The 19,230-nt window shown below is 38.6% G+C and carries 16 protein-coding genes and 2 pseudogenes; 14 read left to right on the top strand and 4 right to left on the bottom strand.

Annotation, left to right across the window (positions count from 1 at the left end; translation table 11 throughout):
• The 3 genes from ACK1JC_RS16185 to ACK1JC_RS16175 all read left to right on the top strand — a co-directional run.
• On the top strand, positions 1-759 hold a 759-nt coding region (locus ACK1JC_RS16185; RefSeq protein ID WP_409512875.1), incomplete at its 5' end, for a YDG domain-containing protein.
• Positions 760-761: 2 nt separating this feature from the next.
• Positions 762-2,444 (top strand): ShlB/FhaC/HecB family hemolysin secretion/activation protein, encoded by a 1,683-nt coding sequence (locus ACK1JC_RS16180; protein WP_409512874.1) that lies wholly within the window; start codon positions 762-764, stop codon positions 2,442-2,444.
• Between the two features lie 432 nt (positions 2,445-2,876).
• Complete coding sequence (locus ACK1JC_RS16175; RefSeq protein WP_409512873.1) at positions 2,877-3,443, top strand: FMN-dependent NADH-azoreductase; 567 nt, start codon at positions 2,877-2,879, stop codon at positions 3,441-3,443.
• Between the two features lie 120 nt (positions 3,444-3,563).
• On the opposite strand, the gene ACK1JC_RS16170 is transcribed toward ACK1JC_RS16175, so the two are convergent.
• From ACK1JC_RS16170 to ACK1JC_RS16160, 3 genes are all read right to left on the bottom strand, one after another.
• Positions 3,564-4,214 carry a 3-oxoacid CoA-transferase subunit B gene (locus ACK1JC_RS16170; protein ID WP_409512872.1) on the bottom strand — a complete coding sequence of 217 codons (651 nt, stop codon included), beginning with the start codon at positions 4,212-4,214 and terminating at the stop codon, positions 3,564-3,566.
• A 3-nt stretch (positions 4,215-4,217) separates the two neighbouring features.
• Positions 4,218-4,922 (bottom strand): CoA transferase subunit A, encoded by a 705-nt coding sequence (locus ACK1JC_RS16165; protein WP_409512871.1) that lies wholly within the window; start codon positions 4,920-4,922, stop codon positions 4,218-4,220.
• A 100-nt stretch (positions 4,923-5,022) separates the two neighbouring features.
• Positions 5,023-5,904 carry a LysR family transcriptional regulator gene (locus ACK1JC_RS16160; RefSeq protein WP_409512870.1) on the bottom strand — a complete coding sequence of 294 codons (882 nt, stop codon included), beginning with the start codon at positions 5,902-5,904 and terminating at the stop codon, positions 5,023-5,025.
• Positions 5,905-6,425: 521 nt separating this feature from the next.
• Between ACK1JC_RS16160 and ACK1JC_RS16155 the strand changes: the two genes are divergently transcribed.
• The 7 genes and pseudogenes from ACK1JC_RS16155 (at position 6,426) to ACK1JC_RS16125 (ending at position 12,870) form a co-directional block, all read left to right on the top strand.
• Entirely contained in the window at positions 6,426-7,412 is a 987-nt protein-coding gene (locus ACK1JC_RS16155; RefSeq protein ID WP_409512869.1) for a quinone oxidoreductase family protein, read from the top strand.
• A gap of 37 nt (positions 7,413-7,449) precedes the next feature.
• Positions 7,450-8,298 carry a TauD/TfdA dioxygenase family protein gene (locus ACK1JC_RS16150; RefSeq protein ID WP_409512868.1) on the top strand — a complete coding sequence of 283 codons (849 nt, stop codon included), beginning with the start codon at positions 7,450-7,452 and terminating at the stop codon, positions 8,296-8,298.
• Between the two features lie 82 nt (positions 8,299-8,380).
• A pseudogene (locus ACK1JC_RS16145) lies at positions 8,381-9,434 on the top strand (3-keto-5-aminohexanoate cleavage protein).
• 129 nt (positions 9,435-9,563) lie between these two features.
• Complete coding sequence (locus ACK1JC_RS16140) at positions 9,564-10,892, top strand: MFS transporter (protein ID WP_409512867.1); 1,329 nt, start codon at positions 9,564-9,566, stop codon at positions 10,890-10,892.
• Positions 10,893-10,896: 4 nt separating this feature from the next.
• On the top strand, positions 10,897-11,541 hold the full coding sequence (locus ACK1JC_RS16135) for a DsbA family oxidoreductase (RefSeq protein WP_409512866.1): 645 nt from the start codon (positions 10,897-10,899) through the stop codon (positions 11,539-11,541).
• 5 nt (positions 11,542-11,546) lie between these two features.
• Positions 11,547-11,864 (top strand): Rieske (2Fe-2S) protein, encoded by a 318-nt coding sequence (locus tag ACK1JC_RS16130; protein ID WP_409512865.1) that lies wholly within the window; start codon positions 11,547-11,549, stop codon positions 11,862-11,864.
• A 1-nt stretch (position 11,865) separates the two neighbouring features.
• Complete coding sequence (locus tag ACK1JC_RS16125; protein ID WP_409512864.1) at positions 11,866-12,870, top strand: YeiH family protein; 1,005 nt, start codon at positions 11,866-11,868, stop codon at positions 12,868-12,870.
• 180 nt (positions 12,871-13,050) lie between these two features.
• On the opposite strand, the gene ACK1JC_RS16120 is transcribed toward ACK1JC_RS16125, so the two are convergent.
• Complete coding sequence (locus ACK1JC_RS16120; RefSeq protein WP_409512863.1) at positions 13,051-14,061, bottom strand: AraC family transcriptional regulator; 1,011 nt, start codon at positions 14,059-14,061, stop codon at positions 13,051-13,053.
• A gap of 320 nt (positions 14,062-14,381) precedes the next feature.
• On the opposite strand from ACK1JC_RS16120, the gene ACK1JC_RS16115 reads away from it, so the two are divergent.
• The 4 genes and pseudogenes from ACK1JC_RS16115 to prpB form a co-directional block, all read left to right on the top strand.
• Positions 14,382-14,951: an RBBP9/YdeN family alpha/beta hydrolase gene (locus ACK1JC_RS16115; protein ID WP_409512862.1), complete on the top strand. Its 570-nt coding sequence runs from the start codon at positions 14,382-14,384 to the stop codon at positions 14,949-14,951.
• 342 nt (positions 14,952-15,293) lie between these two features.
• Entirely contained in the window at positions 15,294-17,129 is a 1,836-nt protein-coding gene (locus tag ACK1JC_RS16110; RefSeq protein ID WP_409512861.1) for a DUF1302 domain-containing protein, read from the top strand.
• A gap of 220 nt (positions 17,130-17,349) precedes the next feature.
• Positions 17,350-18,978, top strand: a complete 1,629-nt coding sequence (locus tag ACK1JC_RS16105; protein WP_409512860.1) for a long-chain-fatty-acid--CoA ligase — start codon at positions 17,350-17,352, stop codon at positions 18,976-18,978.
• Positions 18,979-19,129: 151 nt separating this feature from the next.
• A pseudogene (gene prpB / locus ACK1JC_RS16100) lies at positions 19,130-19,230 on the top strand (methylisocitrate lyase); the annotation flags it as partial.

Raw genomic sequence — 19,230 nt, 5'->3', positions numbered from 1 at the left:
TTAAATGGTACAGATGCAGGCAACTACGCGCTTTCAACGAATCTGCAAACCCAAGCCAATATCAGTAAAAAACAAATCACAGGCTCAATTACAGCTCAAGACAAAGTCTACGATGGCACGACCAATGCGATTGTGAATGGTAGTCTGAATGATGTGATTAGTGGTGACAATGTCAATATCACAGCACAAGGTCAATTTAGTGATAAAAATGCAGGCTCAAATAAGAATGTGGATGTATCAGGTGCTTTAAATGGTACAGATGCAGGCAACTACGTGCTTTCAACGAATATGAAAACTCAAGCTGATATAGCCAAAGCGAAAGCACATGTGATTGGAAATAATTTAACAGCTACGTACAGTGGTCAGCAACAACATGTTTCTGGTTTTACTGTCAATGGTTTAGTAGGTGGGGAAACTGCATCTGTATTGACAGGTGTTACTGCTACAGGGGCAAATGGAACAAAAGTCGGGACATATGTCAATGATGTGAGCGGTAGTGATCAAAACTATGATCTAACCTTTAGCGCAGGAATGTTACAAATTACCGAGTCATTGGTAATACCTGAACCTCCAACACCAGAAAAACCGACTGTACCGAACATTCCTGCTACACCTAGCTTTGATTTTCAAGCTTATCAACGGGCAATTCAATTTGCACCTCAAGAACGTCAGTCGAAACAGTCAGATCAAATTGAAATCGAAATTATGGGTGATGGTATCAATATGGACGGTATTCAAACATTAACAGGGAGATTTTAATTATGTTTTATCCAAAGAAAACTTTATTGCTGAGTACGCTTGCCGTCAGTAGTTTTCCTGTAGTTGCAAATACCATTCCAAATATTCCAAATGCGGGTCAGTTGTTACAACAGCAGTCATGGCAACAATATCAGCCACAAGCAGAGGTAAATATTGAAGAACCTCAGCAGATGCAGATCATGCCTGCTGATTCACAACAACAGATTCAGATTAAACAAGTGGTGATACAAGGTAATCAAAGTATTGCCACAGAAGATTTACACGCATTGGTCCAAGATGTAGAAGGTCAGGTATTGACGCTATCTGATTTGCAACAACTGACTAAAAAATTGACGGACTATCATCAGCAACAGGGTTATTCATATAATCGAGCCTATTTACCTGTACAAAGTTTGGCTGATGGTGTCGTTAAGATCCAAATCTTGGAAGCAAGATATGATCGTATTCAGTTTAATAACCAAACTCGAACTGCAAATCACTTAATTGAAGGGATTTTAGCACCGTTACAATCAGGCGATATTATTGACTCAGCAACGTTGCAACAGCAACTTAAACTTCTGAGTCGTTTAAATGGTATTAAAATTCGTAATGTGATTAGTGCAGGACGTTATCCTGGAACAAGTGACTTAACTATTCATATTCAACCTGAAAAAACTTTAAATGGTTATGTTGGTCTTGATAATTATGGTAATGAATATACGCATGAACTGCGATTGAATGCAGGTGTTGCTGCGAATAACCTGCTCGGTTTGGGGGATCGGCTTAGTTTTGACGGAATGACCTCTGGAAATTTAAATTTTGCTCGTTTGGGTTATGAAGCGACGGTCAATGCTGCTGGAACACGTCTAGGTGCGAGTTATTCTGATCTCGATTATGAATTGGGTAAAGAATACAAAGCATTGGATGCAGTAGGGAATGCTCAGCAAGCGAGTATATGGCTTAGTCAGCCTGTATTGCTGAATAATCAAAGTGAAGTTGTACTTGGGGTTCAATATGACTTTAAACGCCTAGAAGATGATATTGAAGTTGCAGACCTTTATCGAGATCGAGATATTCATGTTGGACGTATTCGTCTAGATGCATCGCAGACCGATAATTTTGCTGGGGGTGGTTTAACTCAGTTTGGTGTTGCCGCAGATTTTGGTCATGTTGAATTTAAAAACGCAGCAACGGGAAAAGATGATTTAGCAACGGCTAATACACAGGGTAACTTTGTCGTAGCATCATTTAATGTGTCTAGATTACAAAATCTTGTAGACTCAGATACGCAACTTTATGCTGCGTTGCAAGCTCAGTTTAGCCCAGATAATTTAGATAGTGCGCAGCAGTTTAGTGTTGGTGGTTCTGCCAATGTTGCTGGATATGAAAATAGCGTATTAAGTGGTTCAACAGGCTATTATTTATTGGCTGAACTTCGACAAAGTTTATATGCTTCTTCAAATAACCAAGTCATCGGTAAAGTTTATATCGATACAGGAGAGGTAAAGCGCCAAGCGCATAAATGGAAAGGCTTAACTGGAGATAATCAAGAGCGTATCAATAGTGCAGGCTTGGGATTGAATTGGACAAATTCATCACAATGGGGCGCAGCGCTAACCGTTGGTTTCCCAATTGGGTCAAAACCAAAGAGTTTGGAACAGCCGAATGATGTTGAGTCATGGTTTACCATTACTAAGCATTTCTAAAAAATCATTATTTTATACAGTGGCGAAAATACGATATTATTGTATTTTCGCCATTTTTTATTTTGAATTATTTAGAATGATGTTGTTAAAAATTGAGTGTAATGATTCAAGGTGAAAATAAGTTTTAAAAATTAAGTATAAAAAAGTGACTTAATCAATAGGGTTGAAGCCTACAGAGCAAATCACATTATGTTTAACATATAATTTCAAGCATGTAACTTGTTAATATTTTGAGTTTTGAAAAAAAAGAAGTCATGATTTTTTTAAAATAACGAATGAAACCAAAATTTGTAATTGTAAAAAATAAGCAATTTGTATAAAAAACGAGTTATTGTCTTATAAATAGAACAATATGTCTTATAGCAAACGCTGACCCAATTTTCAAAAAGTTTTAAAATTCACATAATAGATTAATAAGCACTGTGATTTCTTATGAAAGTTTTACATATCGATTCAAGTATTATGGGTGATGCATCAGTTTCACGCCAACTCACTCAACAAATTATTGCACAAGTACAAGCGAAACAAGCTGATGCTCAAGTTGAGTACTTGGATCTTGCAAAACAAGATATCCCACATTTGACGACTGAAATTTTAATGGGTCAAAATGCTGAACAAACTGCATTGGGTGGTCAAATTTTACAGCAATACCTTGATGCAGATGTCATTGTTGTCGGTGCGCCAATGTATAACTTTGGTTTGCCATCGCCATTAAAAGCATGGATTGATCGTATTAGTGTTGCAGGTAAAACATTTAAATATACAGAAAATGGTCCTGTGGGCTTAGCGGGCGAGAAAAAAGTATATATCGCAAGTAGCCGTGGCGGTGTATATGGTGATGACAGCGCACTTGATTTCCAAGAAGGTTTATTAAAAACTGTATTTGGTTTTACTGGTGTAACTGATGTGACTGTGATTCGTGCTGAAGGTGTGAACATGGGGGCAGAAGCGAAAGATGCTGCATTGGCAAATACTACAGCGCAAATTCAAGCAATCTGAATTCAAAATCATCTGTATTTCAATAGGTTGAAAAATATATAAAATAAAAGCAGCTAAAAAGCGGCTTTTATTTTATCTGCATTTTTAAGCCAGTTTTATGCATCACTTTTTATGAAGGTTTTAACCAGCAAGTTCTAATTCATTGATGATTAAGTCAACACCTGTTGCAGCTTTAATCTGTTGAAGCGTGACATCTGATGCCAGTTCAACGAGTTTAATGCCTTCAGCCGTAATATCCATTACACCCAACTCAGTAATAATACGATTAACCACGGCTTGACCTGTTAGTGGTAAGTTGCAATTTTTGACAATTTTAGGACTACCATCTTTTGCGGTGTGTTCCATTAAGACCACAATTTTTTGTACACCTGCAACCAAGTCCATTGCACCACCCATCCCTTTGACTTTCTTGCCCGGAATCATCCAGTTAGCAAGATCTCCTGTTTCAGAGACTTCCATTGCACCTAAAACAGCAATATTGACATGACCACCACGGATCATGGCAAATGATTCTGAGCTTGAGAAAAATGCAGCACCTGAGCGCGTTGTTACAGTTTGTTTTCCAGCATTAATTAGATCAGCATCTACTGTTTCTCGCGTAGGAAACTCACCAATGCCTAGTAAACCATTTTCTGACTGTAACCAAATATTGACGCCTTCAGGAATATAGTTGGCAACTAAAGTTGGTAAACCAATACCTAAGTTAACATAAAAGCCATCTTCAAGTTCGAGCGCAGCGCGTTGCGCCATTTCATTGCGAGTCCAAGCCATGATTTAAGCCTCCGTTGCTTTTAAAGTCAGTTGTTCGATGCGTTTTTCAGGTGTGCTATTGAGTACAATACGATTGACATAAATTCCCGGTAAATGAATATCATCAGGATCAATTTCACCAATTTCGACAATCTGTTCGACTTCTACAATGGTCAATTTTCCTGCCATTGCACAGTCAGGATTGAAGTTGCGCGCTGTTTTACGGAATACTAAATTTCCTGCTTTATCTGCTTTGTAAGCTTTAACCAGGGCAATATCGGCATTAAGCGAATGTTCTAAAATATAATTTTTACCATCAAATTCACGGGTTTCTTTGCCTTCGGCAATGAGCGTACCGACACCTGTTTGGGTGTAAAATGCAGGAATGCCAGCACCACCTGAACGTAATTTTTCAGCAAGTGTGCCTTGTGGTGTGAGTTCTACTTCAAGTTCGCCATTTAAGTATTGGCGTTCAAATTCTTTATTTTCACCAACATAAGAGGCAATCATTTTTTTAATTTGTTTGGTTTCAAGCAATTTACCTAAACCAAAACCATCAATTCCAGCATTATTTGAAATGCATGTTAAGCCTTTTACACCTGTTTCTTGCAACGCATCAATCAGTGCTTCGGGAATACCACACACGCCAAAACCACCAACGGCGATGATTTGATTATCGGCAACGATATCTGCCAATGCAACTTGTGCATTTGCGACAACTTTATTCATCCTGATTACCTTGAGTCCTTGTATGGCTTTATTATTAGCAAGGCTGAATCAGTTTTGGAAATTGAATATTTTAAAGGCGTGATTAAAAAAACTCATTAATTTAAAAATGATGCTTGAGCATGATGTCGATAAACTCTGCTGATGCATTAGAAAGTTCTGTATCTTTTTGATAAATAATACCCACAGGTGGTGGGATTTCACCTTCAACCAATTCAATTAAAACATTCTGCTGTTGATCAATAAAATGTTGAAAACGTCGTGGAATGGCGCTGACCCCCATACCAAAAGCGACAAAGTGAGATAGAGAACTAATTTGATGACATTCTACTTTTAAATCTAAAACCATCTGATTTTTATGACAGTTTTCTTCAATAATATGCCGAATAATGGAAGGGTTTTGTAAGGTGATAAAGGGATGAGCGCAAAGTTGCTGCCAAGTGACGCTTTTTTGCTGTGCAAGTACATGATCTTTCGGGACTAAGGCAAGAAAATCTTCTTGAAAAAGTGGTTGAAAAATCAATTGATGATTGACAGGTGGTTCAAAGCAAATACCAATTTCAAATATACCTTGTTGCACATTTTCAATGATTTTTTCATTGGTCACATCATGAATTGAAAAACTAATATTTGGATGATTTTTAGAAAATTTATGCATCACCGCAGGTAAAACTGCATGTGTAGCGAATGGCATAGATGCAATATTTAGCGTACCTCGATGTAATTTAAAGCGTTGTTTGACATCCTTTTCCATATCTTCCCAATTTGCCAATAATTTTCTGGCATAGGGAATTAAGGACTGTCCCTCAAGAGTTAAATCGACACGGCGTGTATTGCGTTTAAAGAGTTTGCCACCCAATTCTTCTTCTAAACTTTTAATACTCAGACTTAAAGCAGATTGGCTTAGACATAATTCTTCGGCAGCATTGGCGTAATTTAATGTGCGTGCAAGGACTAAAAAGGCTTTTAATTGTTTAAGCGTCATGCTTGATCCTTTGTCATCGATTTAGAGTCAATAATTTGAGTCAAAACATTAGATTTAATATCTAAATTAATCGGTGGAGTGATTATGCCATTCATCAACAAAATCAGCGAGTCATTGATATGGTTTTAAGATTAATAGCATATAAATAAAGACAAAATAAAAAACAAAAATATTTCAAAATTCAGAAAATTAGCTTCATACAATAATCATGCTTATGGGTATGGGCTTTCAGGTGTTTAACTTTATAATTTTTAAGATATTTTTATGAATTATTTAGCTTTTAATATTCTATTTTTAATTGAGTCTTAATGTTAAAAAAACACTAAAATTGATTAACAATTTGATTTTATATTAAATATTTTTAACGTGATTAATCGTGTAATACAAAAGTCGATGATGCGACAAAGTATTGTGTCGTAAAAGGATAAGTCTGTGTCGTCAAATGTAAAGTGGGTCTGTTGAGAGTGTTGTAATTTGAGTCAATGAAGTTGAAGCACAATAATCAAAAGATGGATAGGGATATGACATTAACCAAAGCGATTCGTTTCTATGAAACAGGAACTCCTGATGTATTGCGTTACGAAGACGTTGAAGTCGGTGAGCCAAGTGTGGGTGAAGTACGTATTCGCCATGTGGCGGTCGGTTTAAACTATGCCGATACTTATTTCCGTAATGGAACGTATAAAATTCCAATGCCAAATGGCATGGGCGTAGAAGCATCAGGTGTCGTAGAGCAAGTGGGTGAAGGCGTAACCAATGTACAAGTTGGCGACCGTGTGACCTATACAGGATTTATCAATACTTTGGGTGCATATAGTGAAGAAACACTCGTGCCTGCCAATGCTTTAATTAAGTTGCCTGAAGGTATCTCTTGCGAAACTGCAGCAGCTATGACGATGCGTGGTTTGACTTCGGCATATTTGATGCGCCGTATTTATGACTTTAAAGCAGGTGACTCAATCCTTCTACATGCAGCAGCAGGTGGTGTAGGTCTGATTGTTGCTCAATGGGCAAAATTACTCGGTTTAACTGTCATTGGTACAACATCTTCAGAAGAAAAAGCAGCGATTGCTCGTGTGCATGGTTGTGATCATGTCATTAATTATAGCCATGAAAATGTGGCTGAACGTGTACGTGAATTAACGGGTGGTGTTGGTGTAAGCGTTGTATTTGACAGCGTAGGTAAAGATACCTTTATGTCATCTTTAGACTCACTTAAACGCCGTGGTTTATTGGTATGCGTTGGAACAGCTTCAGGTGCAATTCCCCCATTTGATCCAGTGTTATTGGCAATCAAAGGCTCATTATTTGTGACTCGTCCTGCGCTTGCAGACTACATTGCTGACCCTGTTGAAAAACAAGCTTTAGCCAATGAACTATTTGATCATGTCAGTAGCGGTCGTATCAAAATTGAAATTAATCAGCGCTATAAACTCGAAGATGCAGTACAAGCACATCGTGATTTAGAAGCACGTAAAACCATTGGATCATCTATTTTTGTGATCTAAGTTTTACCGAACTGAATTTTGCTAGAAAGGATTTCTTATGCAAATTAAACAACTTACCTGCAATATAGGCGCAGAATTATACGGTGTGAACTTGGCAGATGCCATTCATGATGATGCGCTGTTTACTGAAATTCGCAGTCAACTCTTACAGCATCGGGTTTTGTTTCTACGTAATCAAAACTTAACTCGTGCTGAGCATGTCGCTTTTGCTGAGCGTTTTGGTCAGTTAGAAAGTCATCCTGCGTTAGGAAGTCATCCTGAGTATCCGGGCTTAGTCCAAATTTATAAAAGCCCAGAGAGCCCAATTGATCGCTATGAAAATGCGTGGCATAGCGATGCAAGTTGGCGCCAAATTCCACCAATGGGTGCTGTATTGCGTTGTGTCGAATGCCCAACGGTGGGTGGAGATACCATGTGGACCAATATGGTGATGGCATATAACAATTTGCCTGAAGATATTAAGGTGAAAATTGCCGATTTACGTGCATATCACAGTATTGAAGCAAGTTTTGGTGCGGCAATGCCAATTGAAAAGCGTTTAGAGCTGAAAGCACGTTTTCCTGATGCAGAGCATCCAGTGGTGCGTACACATCCAGAAACAGGTGAGAAAATTTTGTTCGTGAATTCATTTACGACACATTTTAGTAATTATCACACGAAAGATCGTGTGCGTTTTGGACAAGATGCGAATCCAGGTGCAGCAGATTTATTACGCTATTTAATTACTCAAGCCTCAATTCCTGAATACCAAGTACGTTGGAGCTGGGAGCCGAACAGTATTGCGATTTGGGATAATCGTAGCACACAGCATTATGCGGTGATGGATTATCCTGCTTGCCATCGAAAAATGGAACGTGCAGGCATGATTGGTGATGCAACATATTGATCGCCGATAAAGTAAGAATTGAGTGAATGGAACACTCATTTTAATGGATTAAACGTCTTAGAAAAAAGATTAGGAGCAACTCATGCAATTTTTAGATGATTCTTTACACCCAGAAAATATGGATAAAGTAGTTATTACGGTAGCACCGTATGGTCCAGAGTGGGCGCCTGAAGATTTCCCTGAAGATATTCCTGTCACAATGGAAGAGCAAATTGCGAAGGCCGTTGAATGTTACGAAGCGGGTGCAACCGTTCTACATTTACATGTGCGTGAATTGGACGGTAAAGGTTCAAAGCGTTTATCTAAGTTCAATGAACTGATTGCAGGTGTACGTGCAGAAGTTCCTGACATGATTATTCAGGTTGGTGGTTCTATTTCATTTGCACCTGAAAGCGAAGGTGAAGCGGCTCTATGGTTGAGTGATGATACACGTCATAAATTGGCTGAATTAGACCCTAAACCTGATCAAGTGACGGGTTGCTGTGAATACCACGCAAATGAATATTATGGAGCTTTTATATCCTGAATATTTAAAAGGAACATCACTTGAGCATCCTGCAATTCAAGCAGCTTATTCAGAAATGACAGTTCCTGCGGGACCTGAATGGTTGATTGAACATTTGAAGCGTTTATCAGCAAATGGTATTCAACCACATTTCCAATTGACAGGCATGCATGGTCTGGAAACGCTTGAACGTATGGTGCGTAAAGGTCAGTACATGGGTCCAATGAACTTAACTTGGATTGGTATTGGTGGCGGTTTTGATGGTCCAAACCCATTCAACTTCTTTAACTTCCTGAACCGTGTTCCAGATGGTTGTACATTGACTTCAGAATCATTACTGAAAAATGTCTTACCATTTAACACGATGTCTATGGCAATGGGTATGCATGCACGTGTGGGTAATGAAGATACAATCATTAACCATAAAGGTGAACGTTTCGGTTCGGTTGATCAGATTAAGCAAACAGTACGCATTGCGCATGAGTTAGGTCGTGATATTGCGAGTGGTCAAGAAGCACGTGAAATTTATCGTATTGGTGTGCAGTACGATAGTATTGAAGAAACCTTATTGGCAAATGGCATGGCTCCGAATCGTGTTGCAGGTCAAAAAGGCGTACCACAACGTAAATGATCTAAAACCTGAGTCACAAGGATATAGGGCTTGGGTTGCAATAAATAAGCGGGGATAAGTGTTTTGGCTAAAACGATCCTCGCTTTTTAGGCTCTAAAATAAACATTATAAAAAATACATGGAGGTTGTATGAATGCACATCAAGCATTAGATGCACAGACGGATACATCAATGGGTATTCCTCGTCGTTATGCATGGATTGTTTTTGCACTCACATTTGGTTTACTAATTTCAGACTATATGTCTCGTCAGGTTTTAAATGCAGTCTTTCCACTACTAAAGAGTGAATGGATGTTGACGGACAGTCAACTCGGTTGGCTCAGTGGCATTGTGGCACTTATGGTCGGGTTACTGACTTTACCTTTGTCCTTTCTTGCCGATCGTTTTGGTCGAGTGAAAAGTCTAACCATCATGGCGGTGCTTTGGAGTCTAGCAACTTTAGGTTGTGCACTTGCAGAAAATTACGGGCAAATGTTTACGGCTCGTTTCTTGGTCGGTGTCGGTGAGGCTGCTTATGGCAGTGTGGGTATTGCTGTTGTTATGGCAATTTTCCCGAAAGAAATGCGTGCAACTTTATCCAGTGCCTTTATGGCAGGTGGGATGTGCGGTTCTTTCTTTGGTATGGCACTGGGTGGTGTACTTGCGGAACATTTTGGTTGGCGTTGGGCATTTGGTGGTATGGCTGCATTTGGCTTAATGCTCGCATTGTTATACCCAATAGTGGTGAAAGAGAAGAAAATTAATCCATCGGGTCAGGCATATACCAAAGAGCAACAACCGATTAAAGTGAAGAACGCACTAAAAACACTGTATTCATCTCATACCGTTGTTGCAACTTATATTGGGAGTGGCTTACAGCTCTTTGTTGCTGGTGCGATTATGGTTTGGATGCCAAGTTATCTGAACAGTTACTATGCAATGCCGACAGATAAAGCGGGTGTTGTCGCAGCGATTATTGTGCTTGGTGGCGCTATAGGTACAGTGATTTGTGGCATGTTATCCGACCGTTTAGGGCGTGAACGTGCCGACCGTAAAACAAGTTTGGCGATTGCTTTTTGTTTAGGAAGTTGTTTACTACTTTCTGCTGCTTTTGCTATTCCAACAGGTACAGCGCAAATCGCTTTGCTGTGTTTAGGTATCTTTATTGTGATTGGAACCAACGGACCATCTATGGCAATGGTCGCAAATTTAACTCATCACTCAGTGCACAGTTCTGCTTTTGCGACATTAACCATTGCCAATAACTTATTGGGCATCGCACTTGGACCATTAGTGATTGGTAAAATTTCAGATCATGTTGGTTTACATGATGCATTTCAGCTTATGCCATTTATGAGTATTTTATCTGCTGCGGTTTTTTTCTATGCAAAACGTCATTATCACAGCGATATTATTCGTTTAACTGAGCAAGGGTTATTGCCACCAAGTGCGCCACAGCAAAACAAATTGGATTCATAAAAAGATGTCACGTCATTTAACAGTAGATGTATTTTTTGATTTTATCTGTCCTTGGTGCTTAATTGGTAAGCGCCAATTGCAGGTTGCATTGCTTAAACTGAAGGAAAATAATCCTGATGTCGAAGTTATTCTCAGTTGGCATGGCGTTCAGTTATTGCCTCATATACCTGCTGAAGGTGTACCATTTGATGCATTTTATCAGCAACGTTTGGGCAGTCCTGATGCCGTACGAATGCGTCAATCACAAGTTCGCCAAGCGGCAAATGCTGTAGATGTAGACATTGATTTTTCTAACATTAAATTGATGCCCAATACTGCTAAAGCCCATCAGCTTTTAGCAATGGCAATTCAATTCGGTACAGCTACACAAATTGATCAATTGCTTGAACGTTTATTTTCAGCCTATTTTCATTTATCCGAAGATTTAGGGAATAGTGAAAATTTACTGAAGATTGCTCAGTCTTGTGGCTTTGACACAGATTTCATCAACAATGCATTGGGACAACTCAATCAACCCTTTAATTCTGCAAATACAGGATCCAATGGCGTTCCCTATTTTATTTTTAATCAACGTTTAGCGGTTGCAGGAGCGCATCCCGCAGAGACATTGTACAACGCAATGCTTGAGGCACTCGTAACACAAGGATAAGTGACATGACAGCTCGATTTCAGGTTCCTCAGGAAAAAATACCGACATCTGGTGCAAGAGCATTTTTGAAAGTTGATGAAAAATTTCTCGTACTTTTTAATATAAATGAACAGTTTTATGCCATTGATGACAGTTGTCCACATCAGGGTGCATCATTATTTAATGGAAAGCTTGAAGGTAAAGCCCTTCAATGCTGTGCACATGGTTTAAAGTTTGATTTAGAAAGCGGCTATATGTTGAATTCGACGCATCTGAAAATGACATCTTATCTGGTTGAAGTGATTGAATCAGATGTTTTTATTGTGATGGACTCGGGAGCGTAAAATGACAAATACGATGAATTTGAGTCAGCGTACTCGTGAATTAATGCCGGGTTTCATTGTGAGTGCTGTCGTGGCTGCTGCCGCATGCTTTCTTTCGGAACATTATGGTGCCCCCGTGATGTTATTTGCTCTATTACTAGGTATGGGTTTGAACTTTCTTGCCGATGACACCAAGTGTAAGGCAGGGATTGAATTTACAGCCCGTACGGTTTTACGTGTTGGAATAGCTTTACTTGGTATGCGAATTACCTTGAGCCAAATTACTGCTTTAGGATGGCAGCCGATTGCATTGGTTTTAACTTTAGTGGCTGTGACCATTACTGTATCAATTGTTGTGGCAAAAATGCTTGGTTTTGAACGTTCGTTTGGTATGTTAACGGGTGGTGCAACAGCAATTTGTGGTGCATCTGCTGCTTTAGCCTTATCTGCTGCTTTGCCTAATCATCCACAAAAAGAAAAAGCGACTTTATTTACCGTCATTGGGGTGTCTGCATTATCCACTTTAGCGATGATTGTTTATCCGATGATTGCAAATTGGTTAGAGTTTTCCCCACAACTCGCAGGTGTGTTTCTAGGTGCGACCATTCATGATGTTGCACAGGTCGTGGGTGCAGGTTATAGCATGTCGACTGAAACAGGTGATACTGCAACAGTTGTTAAACTCATGCGTGTAGCCATGTTACTTCCTGTGATTATTTGCGCTGCGATGTTTACACGTATGCAAGGTGCAGAAACAGGCGGAGAGCGACCACCATTATTGCCATGGTTTGCTGTTGGTTTTCTAATTTTGGCATGTATTAACAGTACAGGTTGGGTACCGACAATTGTTCAAGGTGGTGTAAATGAAATGTCACGTTGGGCACTTATTATTGCAATTAGTGCATTAGGCATGAAAACACGAATCAAAGAATTAGCTTCAGTTGGTATTAAGCCTATTTTATTCATGGTGAGTGAAACAATCTTCCTTGTAGTTTTGGTTGTACTGTTAATGCGTTGGTGGTTTTAATTGACATTATATTTGTTAAAGAAAATTAAATATTAGTATGTTTCCCCCTCCAAATGGTTTGTTTCTACATTTGGAGTTTTTTATTTTAATAATAATGAGTTAGTTAGAAATGAGCGATGTAAAAAAAGACTTGGATTGTTAAAACTCAAGTCTTTTAAAATTACCTATATATTTAGACGATTAATTTAATAATGCTTTATTTTTATTACGCCAATTGATTGGTGCGACACCAAATTGGCTGATAAACCAACGGGTAAAGGAACTCGGTGTTGAGTAGCCTAAAATGTCCGAAACTTGACCCAATGAATAATTCAAATTTTGTAAATAACGAAATACTAAATTGCGTCTAACATCATTGATTAAATGGCTAAAACTGGTTTTATAAACTTCTAAACGACGTTGTAACGTACGAACATTCATGCCATGTGTTTGTGCAATTTGATCGATAGTTGCACGACCCATAGGCAACAATAAATAGATACTTTTACGAATATCAAAAATCATTGAAGACTCCCTATCATCTGGCAAAATATCGAGGAAGCGTTGAGCGTGTTCTGCCATAGCGGTATTGGCTTGAGGGTTGGTTGTATCAAGTTCAGCAGCGGTACAGACAATACCATTGAACTCACTGCCAAATTCAAGTGAACAACCAAAAATGCGTTTATGTACAGATAAATCTTTTGGTGCGTTATGGGTAAAGTGAATACTTAGCGGACGCCATTTATTGGGTAAAAGGGCAGCACAGAAGCGATGCATAATGCCCAAAGCTAATTCAGTCGATTGACGGCTATATTGAGATTCTGCAGAAACAACTTCTTCACGAATAATGACTGTGTTGCCGACTTCTTCAATATAGATTGCGAGAGAATTATTGATAATATTACGATAACGAACAATGGTTTGAATTGCATCACGCAAGGTATGTTGATAGCTGAGCAATAGGCTAATTTCACCAAAATCGGAAATTTGTCGCTGTTCTGCCATATGTAAACCAAACGATTCACAACCGCTCATTTGTGCAGATTGTTCGAGCAGAGCAATTGCTTTATCAACAGGAATACGTTGCTTTGAATCATGCAATTGGCTTTGACATAGTCCAACATCAGATAATAGTAGATAAGGATTGATGTTGAATTGCTGCGTGACGTCTAAATAATTTTTTAGAACGGCAGTATGTGCAAGAGGAACCATCTTGTTATCTCCTTGTTTTTAAAATTAACCAATCCTTGATTAATTCATTTATAAATGATGCGATCGTTTAGATAGAACTATTTTGTGATCGAATCAGCTTAAATCTTGAAGTCATAATATACACATATTTTAATCTAAAAATCCTACTTTTGATTATTAGAATTTCCTGAGTTAGTTATTCAATAGTTTTATATACATTGTCATTAAAAGATAAGTCGATGTCGCCTAAAGTGTATTTTAAAAAAAGTTGAAACCGTATTGTTGATGTGAAATGGAATTCAGTTTTGCTCCTTATATGAGCATTTTCTCAAGGTATAGAGATGGAAAAATTTTTCACACAAGCAACCGTTTTGATTATTCCTGGTTTAAGAGATCATGTTGCAGAACATTGGCAAACTTTACTTGAAGCCCGACTTGAAAAAGTACGTTCAGTGCCACCTTTACAGATTGATAAACTCAATTGTGCGAAGCGTGTTGAAGCGATTCAAGCGGCGCTTGATCAAATTACAGGTCCTGTGATTTTGGTTGCACATAGTGCAGGTGTGCTCATGACTGTTCATTGGGCTGCTAAACATCAGCATAATATTCAAGGTGCATTGTTGGTGACACCACCTGATTTAAATCAGAGTTGGCCTGCAAATTACCCAAGCCCTGACACTTTACGTCAAGAAGGTTGGGATCCAGTTCCTATGCAAGTTTTACCATTTCCAAGCATTGTGGTGGGAAGTAGTAATGATTACTTAGCAAGTGCCGATGTTGTTGAAGATATGGCAAAAGCATGGGGTTCTGAGTGGGTGAATTTGGGTGAAGTTGGACATTTAAACCCAGCCGCAGGTTATGGACCTTGGCCACAAGCTGAAGCATTCATTCGTCAACTCGATAAAATTTGAAGAGATATTTACGTGTAAGGCCTTGGGCTGAAGTTATCGTCATGGGTTACTTCAGCCATTTTTTAAGATCGTAAAAATATAAAACCAAGTCATCATTAGAAATAACCAATTGGGTGACTTAAATGTGAAATAGGGCATTTGAAACAGCCGATTTAAATTTTAAGCCAAAGGATGGCTTTTAAGATCAAACGCATATAGCGCATAGATATGCACATTTTTCGTTGTAAATGATCTTTAGTTATAAATAGTTTCACGTTGTTTTTGTTCATGATTTTTTAGTTTTATCTCATGGTTCGCATTATGCAAGCCGGTCGAAAAACATCATATCTATATGGAGATGATATGGTTACTCAGCGTTTATTTTTACAAAAAAAGTATCCTTCTATTTTAGCAATGCGACACCTCAGCATCTGCATCGGTTTGGTTTTTACTGCATCAAATGCTTCAGCCTTTAGTTATGATATTAATAAAGATTGGAAATTTGAAACCAATACAAATTTAAGTATCGGGCAAAGCTTTAGTACCCAAGACCCCGATGGTGCTTTGTTATATAAGCCAGATGCAGTGAGCATTGGTAAAGAAGGCTCAAGCGTTGATATTAATGGAGATAATGGTCGAGCTAACTTTGAAAAAGGTGATGCGATTTCGCAAATCGTCAAAGGTTTAACTGAATTTAAGTTGAATGGAAAACAACAAGGTGCGGTACTCAGCGCAAAATATTGGTATGACCATGCCTATGAAACAGGCAAAGGCGATTTCACCACATTTGATGATTCAGCTTGGCCAAGATTGGTTAAATTTAAAGGGATTGATTTATGGGATGCATATATTTGGAAAAATTTTCAATTTGAAAACTCAAAGAGCTTAGATTTAAAACTGGGCAAACACGCTTTAAATTGGGGGAAGTCCCAATTTTTCCAAAATGGTCTAAACTCGGTGAGTGCATTTGATTATGCTGCAATGAACCGTCCAGGTGGCGATGTTAAAGAACGTATTATTCCAGTGGAAATGTTCTCATTTGTTGCAGGCTTAACCGATAAAACCAAAGTTGAAGGTTTCTATCAATTTAAATTTAGACCTTCAGTGGTGGATGGTTGCGGTACATTTTTTGAAGTTTCTGATGTCTTTGCTGAAAATTGTGGACCATTGATGATTGGTGGACCAGGCTTTACAACGGATCAAGCCACAAATGGACCACTTGATTTTACGGTTGCTCGTTTACCAAGTGAATATGCCAAAAATAGTGGTCAATATGGTCTTGCTATCAAACAAACTATTCCAAGTTTAAACAATGCGGAGCTTGGTGTGTATTATGCAAATTATCATAGTCGTATTATGCACTTTGATGGTATCACGGTAACACAGCCAGGTGCTGCCAATTATCATACCGCTCGAATTCTTTCTGTTTATCCAGAAGAAATTGAAATGTATGGTCTGAGTTTGACAGGTAAAGTCGGCAAGACCGCAATTTTCAGTGAATTAAATTATAAACCCGATATGCCACTTCACTTTAATAGTACGGATATGGTGTATGCACAGGCTTTATTTAATGACACACCACTGACTGCGGCGGGCGAAACTTTAGAACTCGGTGAGCGCATAAATGGCTTTGCACGTGTACCTGTTACGCAGTTTACTTTAGGTGCGGCAAATACGATTCCAAATATACTTGGGGCGAGTGCATTATCTCTAGTGGGCGAGTTGGGTGTAAATCATATCGGTGATACAGATCAGTATCATTTTGGGCGCAGTGGTGCCTTTGGTCGTAGTGGGTTGTCGACAGGGGCTTATGATCCTGCAAAATTAGATACCTACTGTATTGCACCAAAAACAGGTCAATTGTCTGATGGTGAAATTCATGAGCTCAATGAGAAATATTGTAATGATAAAGGATTTTTTGAAGAGTGGTCGTTTGGTTATCGTGTGCGTGGTGCATTGAGTTATAACGATTTACTGCCACAAACGACAGTTACACCAAGTTTAATGTTCCGTCACGATGTGAGTGGCTATGGTCCTAATTTCCAAGAAGGACAAATGGCAGTGAGTGCAGGTGTGTCTGCAACGTATCAAAAGAAATATATCACAGAGCTTTCATATACCAATTTCTTTGGCTCAAATGAATTTAGTGTTTTAGATGACCGTGATTTTGCATCATTGGTGTTTAAAATGAATTTCTAGGATTTTGATATTTATTTTTAAAAACCGAGATCTTTAACATACTCTCGGTTTTTATTGATTAGGGCACTATGAAATTTGTTTATTGTGGTCAAATGATAAAGATTTGACGTTAAATGATAAGTGAGTATGTGAACATTACGCTAATTTAACAGCCAATTCGGGATGAAATGATGCACAGAAATTTAAAAATAAGTGCATACGGCTAGAAAAGGATGTAGTAATGAATGGAAATATGATGTCTCAACCGCTTTTAATCAGTAGCTTGATTGAGCATGCACAAAACTACCATGCAGATACTGCCATTATTTCAAAAAATACTGATGGTTCAATGACGCAGAGCGATTGGGGCGAAATCGCCAATAATTCAAAACGCTTTGCCAATGCACTTAAAACCTTTAATTTATCTGCAAGTGATCGTGTCGCAACCATCGCTTGGAATAATCATCGTCACTTAGAAAGTTGGTATGGCATTTCGGGCAGTGGTTATATTTGTCACACCATTAATCCGCGTCTTTTTCCTGAGCAGCTAACCTTTATTATTAATGATGCCGATGACAAAGTTCTGATTTTTGATAAAACCTTTTTAAATTTAGTTCTTTCAATTCAAGCGACATTATCATCAGTAGAGCATTATATTTGTCTTGATGCTTATGATGAAGCAATCAAAACAGCACTTCCTGAAGTACAGTTTTATGATGATTTAATTGCAACGCAATCGAATCATTTTGATTGGCCAATGTTTGACGAAACTAGAGCCAGTTCATTGTGCTATACCTCAGGTACGACAGGTAATCCAAAAGGGGTTTTATATAGTCATCGTTCAACGGTATTACACAGCTATGCAGTGAGTTTGCCCGATTCATTTAAATTGTCGGCAACTGATCGAATTTTACCTGTTGTTCCGATGTTCCATGTCAGTGCATGGGGAACGCCATATGCGGCTGCAATGGTTGGATGCAGCTTAGTGCTTCCAGGACCAATGTTGGATGGTGCAAGTTTGGTTCAATTGATTGATGATTATCAAGTGACGACAGCACTCGGTGTACCGACCATTTGGCAAGGTTTACTCAATGCTGCACAGCAGTCAGGCACACAACTTAAAAGCTTAAAACGTAATGTTGTAGGCGGTGCATCATGCCCACCATCAATGATTCAAACCTTCAAAGCTGTATATGACTGTGAAACCATTCATGCATGGGGAATGACTGAAACAAGTCCATTAGGCTCAGTCAATCAAATGAAAGCTAAGCATTTAACATTGTCAGAAGAAGAACAATTTAAGAGCCGTTTCTCACAAGGTCGTCCACCTTTTGGCGTAAAACTGCGTATTACTGATGCTGAAAATAGCACCAATGAAATACAACGTAATGGCAAAACAGCAGGCAATTTACAAATTCAAGGACATTGGATTGTCGATACCTATTTTGGTAAAGATCAATCAGCTTTGACCTCAGATGGTTGGTTTGATACGGGTGATATTGCAACCTTAGATCAAGATGGTTATTTGAATATTAGTGACCGTTCAAAAGATTTAATTAAGTCAGGCGGTGAGTGGATTTCATCTGTAGAGCTTGAAAATATTGCTATTGCACACCCTGAAATTGATATTGTCGCAGTGATTGCAGCACCCCATCCAAAGTGGGATGAACGTCCAATCTTGATTGCTAAAAAATCGCTAGAAAGTCAATTAACAGAAAAAGATGTACTCGATTTTTACATCAATAAAATAGCGAAATGGCAGATTCCAGATAAAGTTATTTTTGTTGATGCAATGCCTTTAGGTGGTACAGGTAAAATCTTGAAAAAAGATTTACGTGATCAATATAACGCCGTGTTGCTTGAAGCTTAAGGCTCAGAAAATATAGCAAAAAGATTCAACAGATTGAAAGGATTTAATCAGATTGAGCCTGTGTGATCGAATTTGAGGCAGGCTTGATCTCAAACTCAAGACGTTATGAAGTTCTTTTAAACTTCTAGACGTCATTGCAATGGAAATAATGATGAACGAACAAACATCTGCAGGATTAAGATTTAGACAAGCACTGGAAGTAGAAAAACCATTACAAATCATTGGAACGGTCAATGCTTATGCAGCCATGAT

Source organism: Acinetobacter sp. TY2 (genome assembly GCF_046269225.1).
Taxonomy (GTDB): Bacteria; Pseudomonadota; Gammaproteobacteria; order Pseudomonadales; family Moraxellaceae; genus Acinetobacter.
Note: the sequence above shows the minus strand (reverse complement) of the source record. Positions and strands in the feature narration are given on the sequence as shown.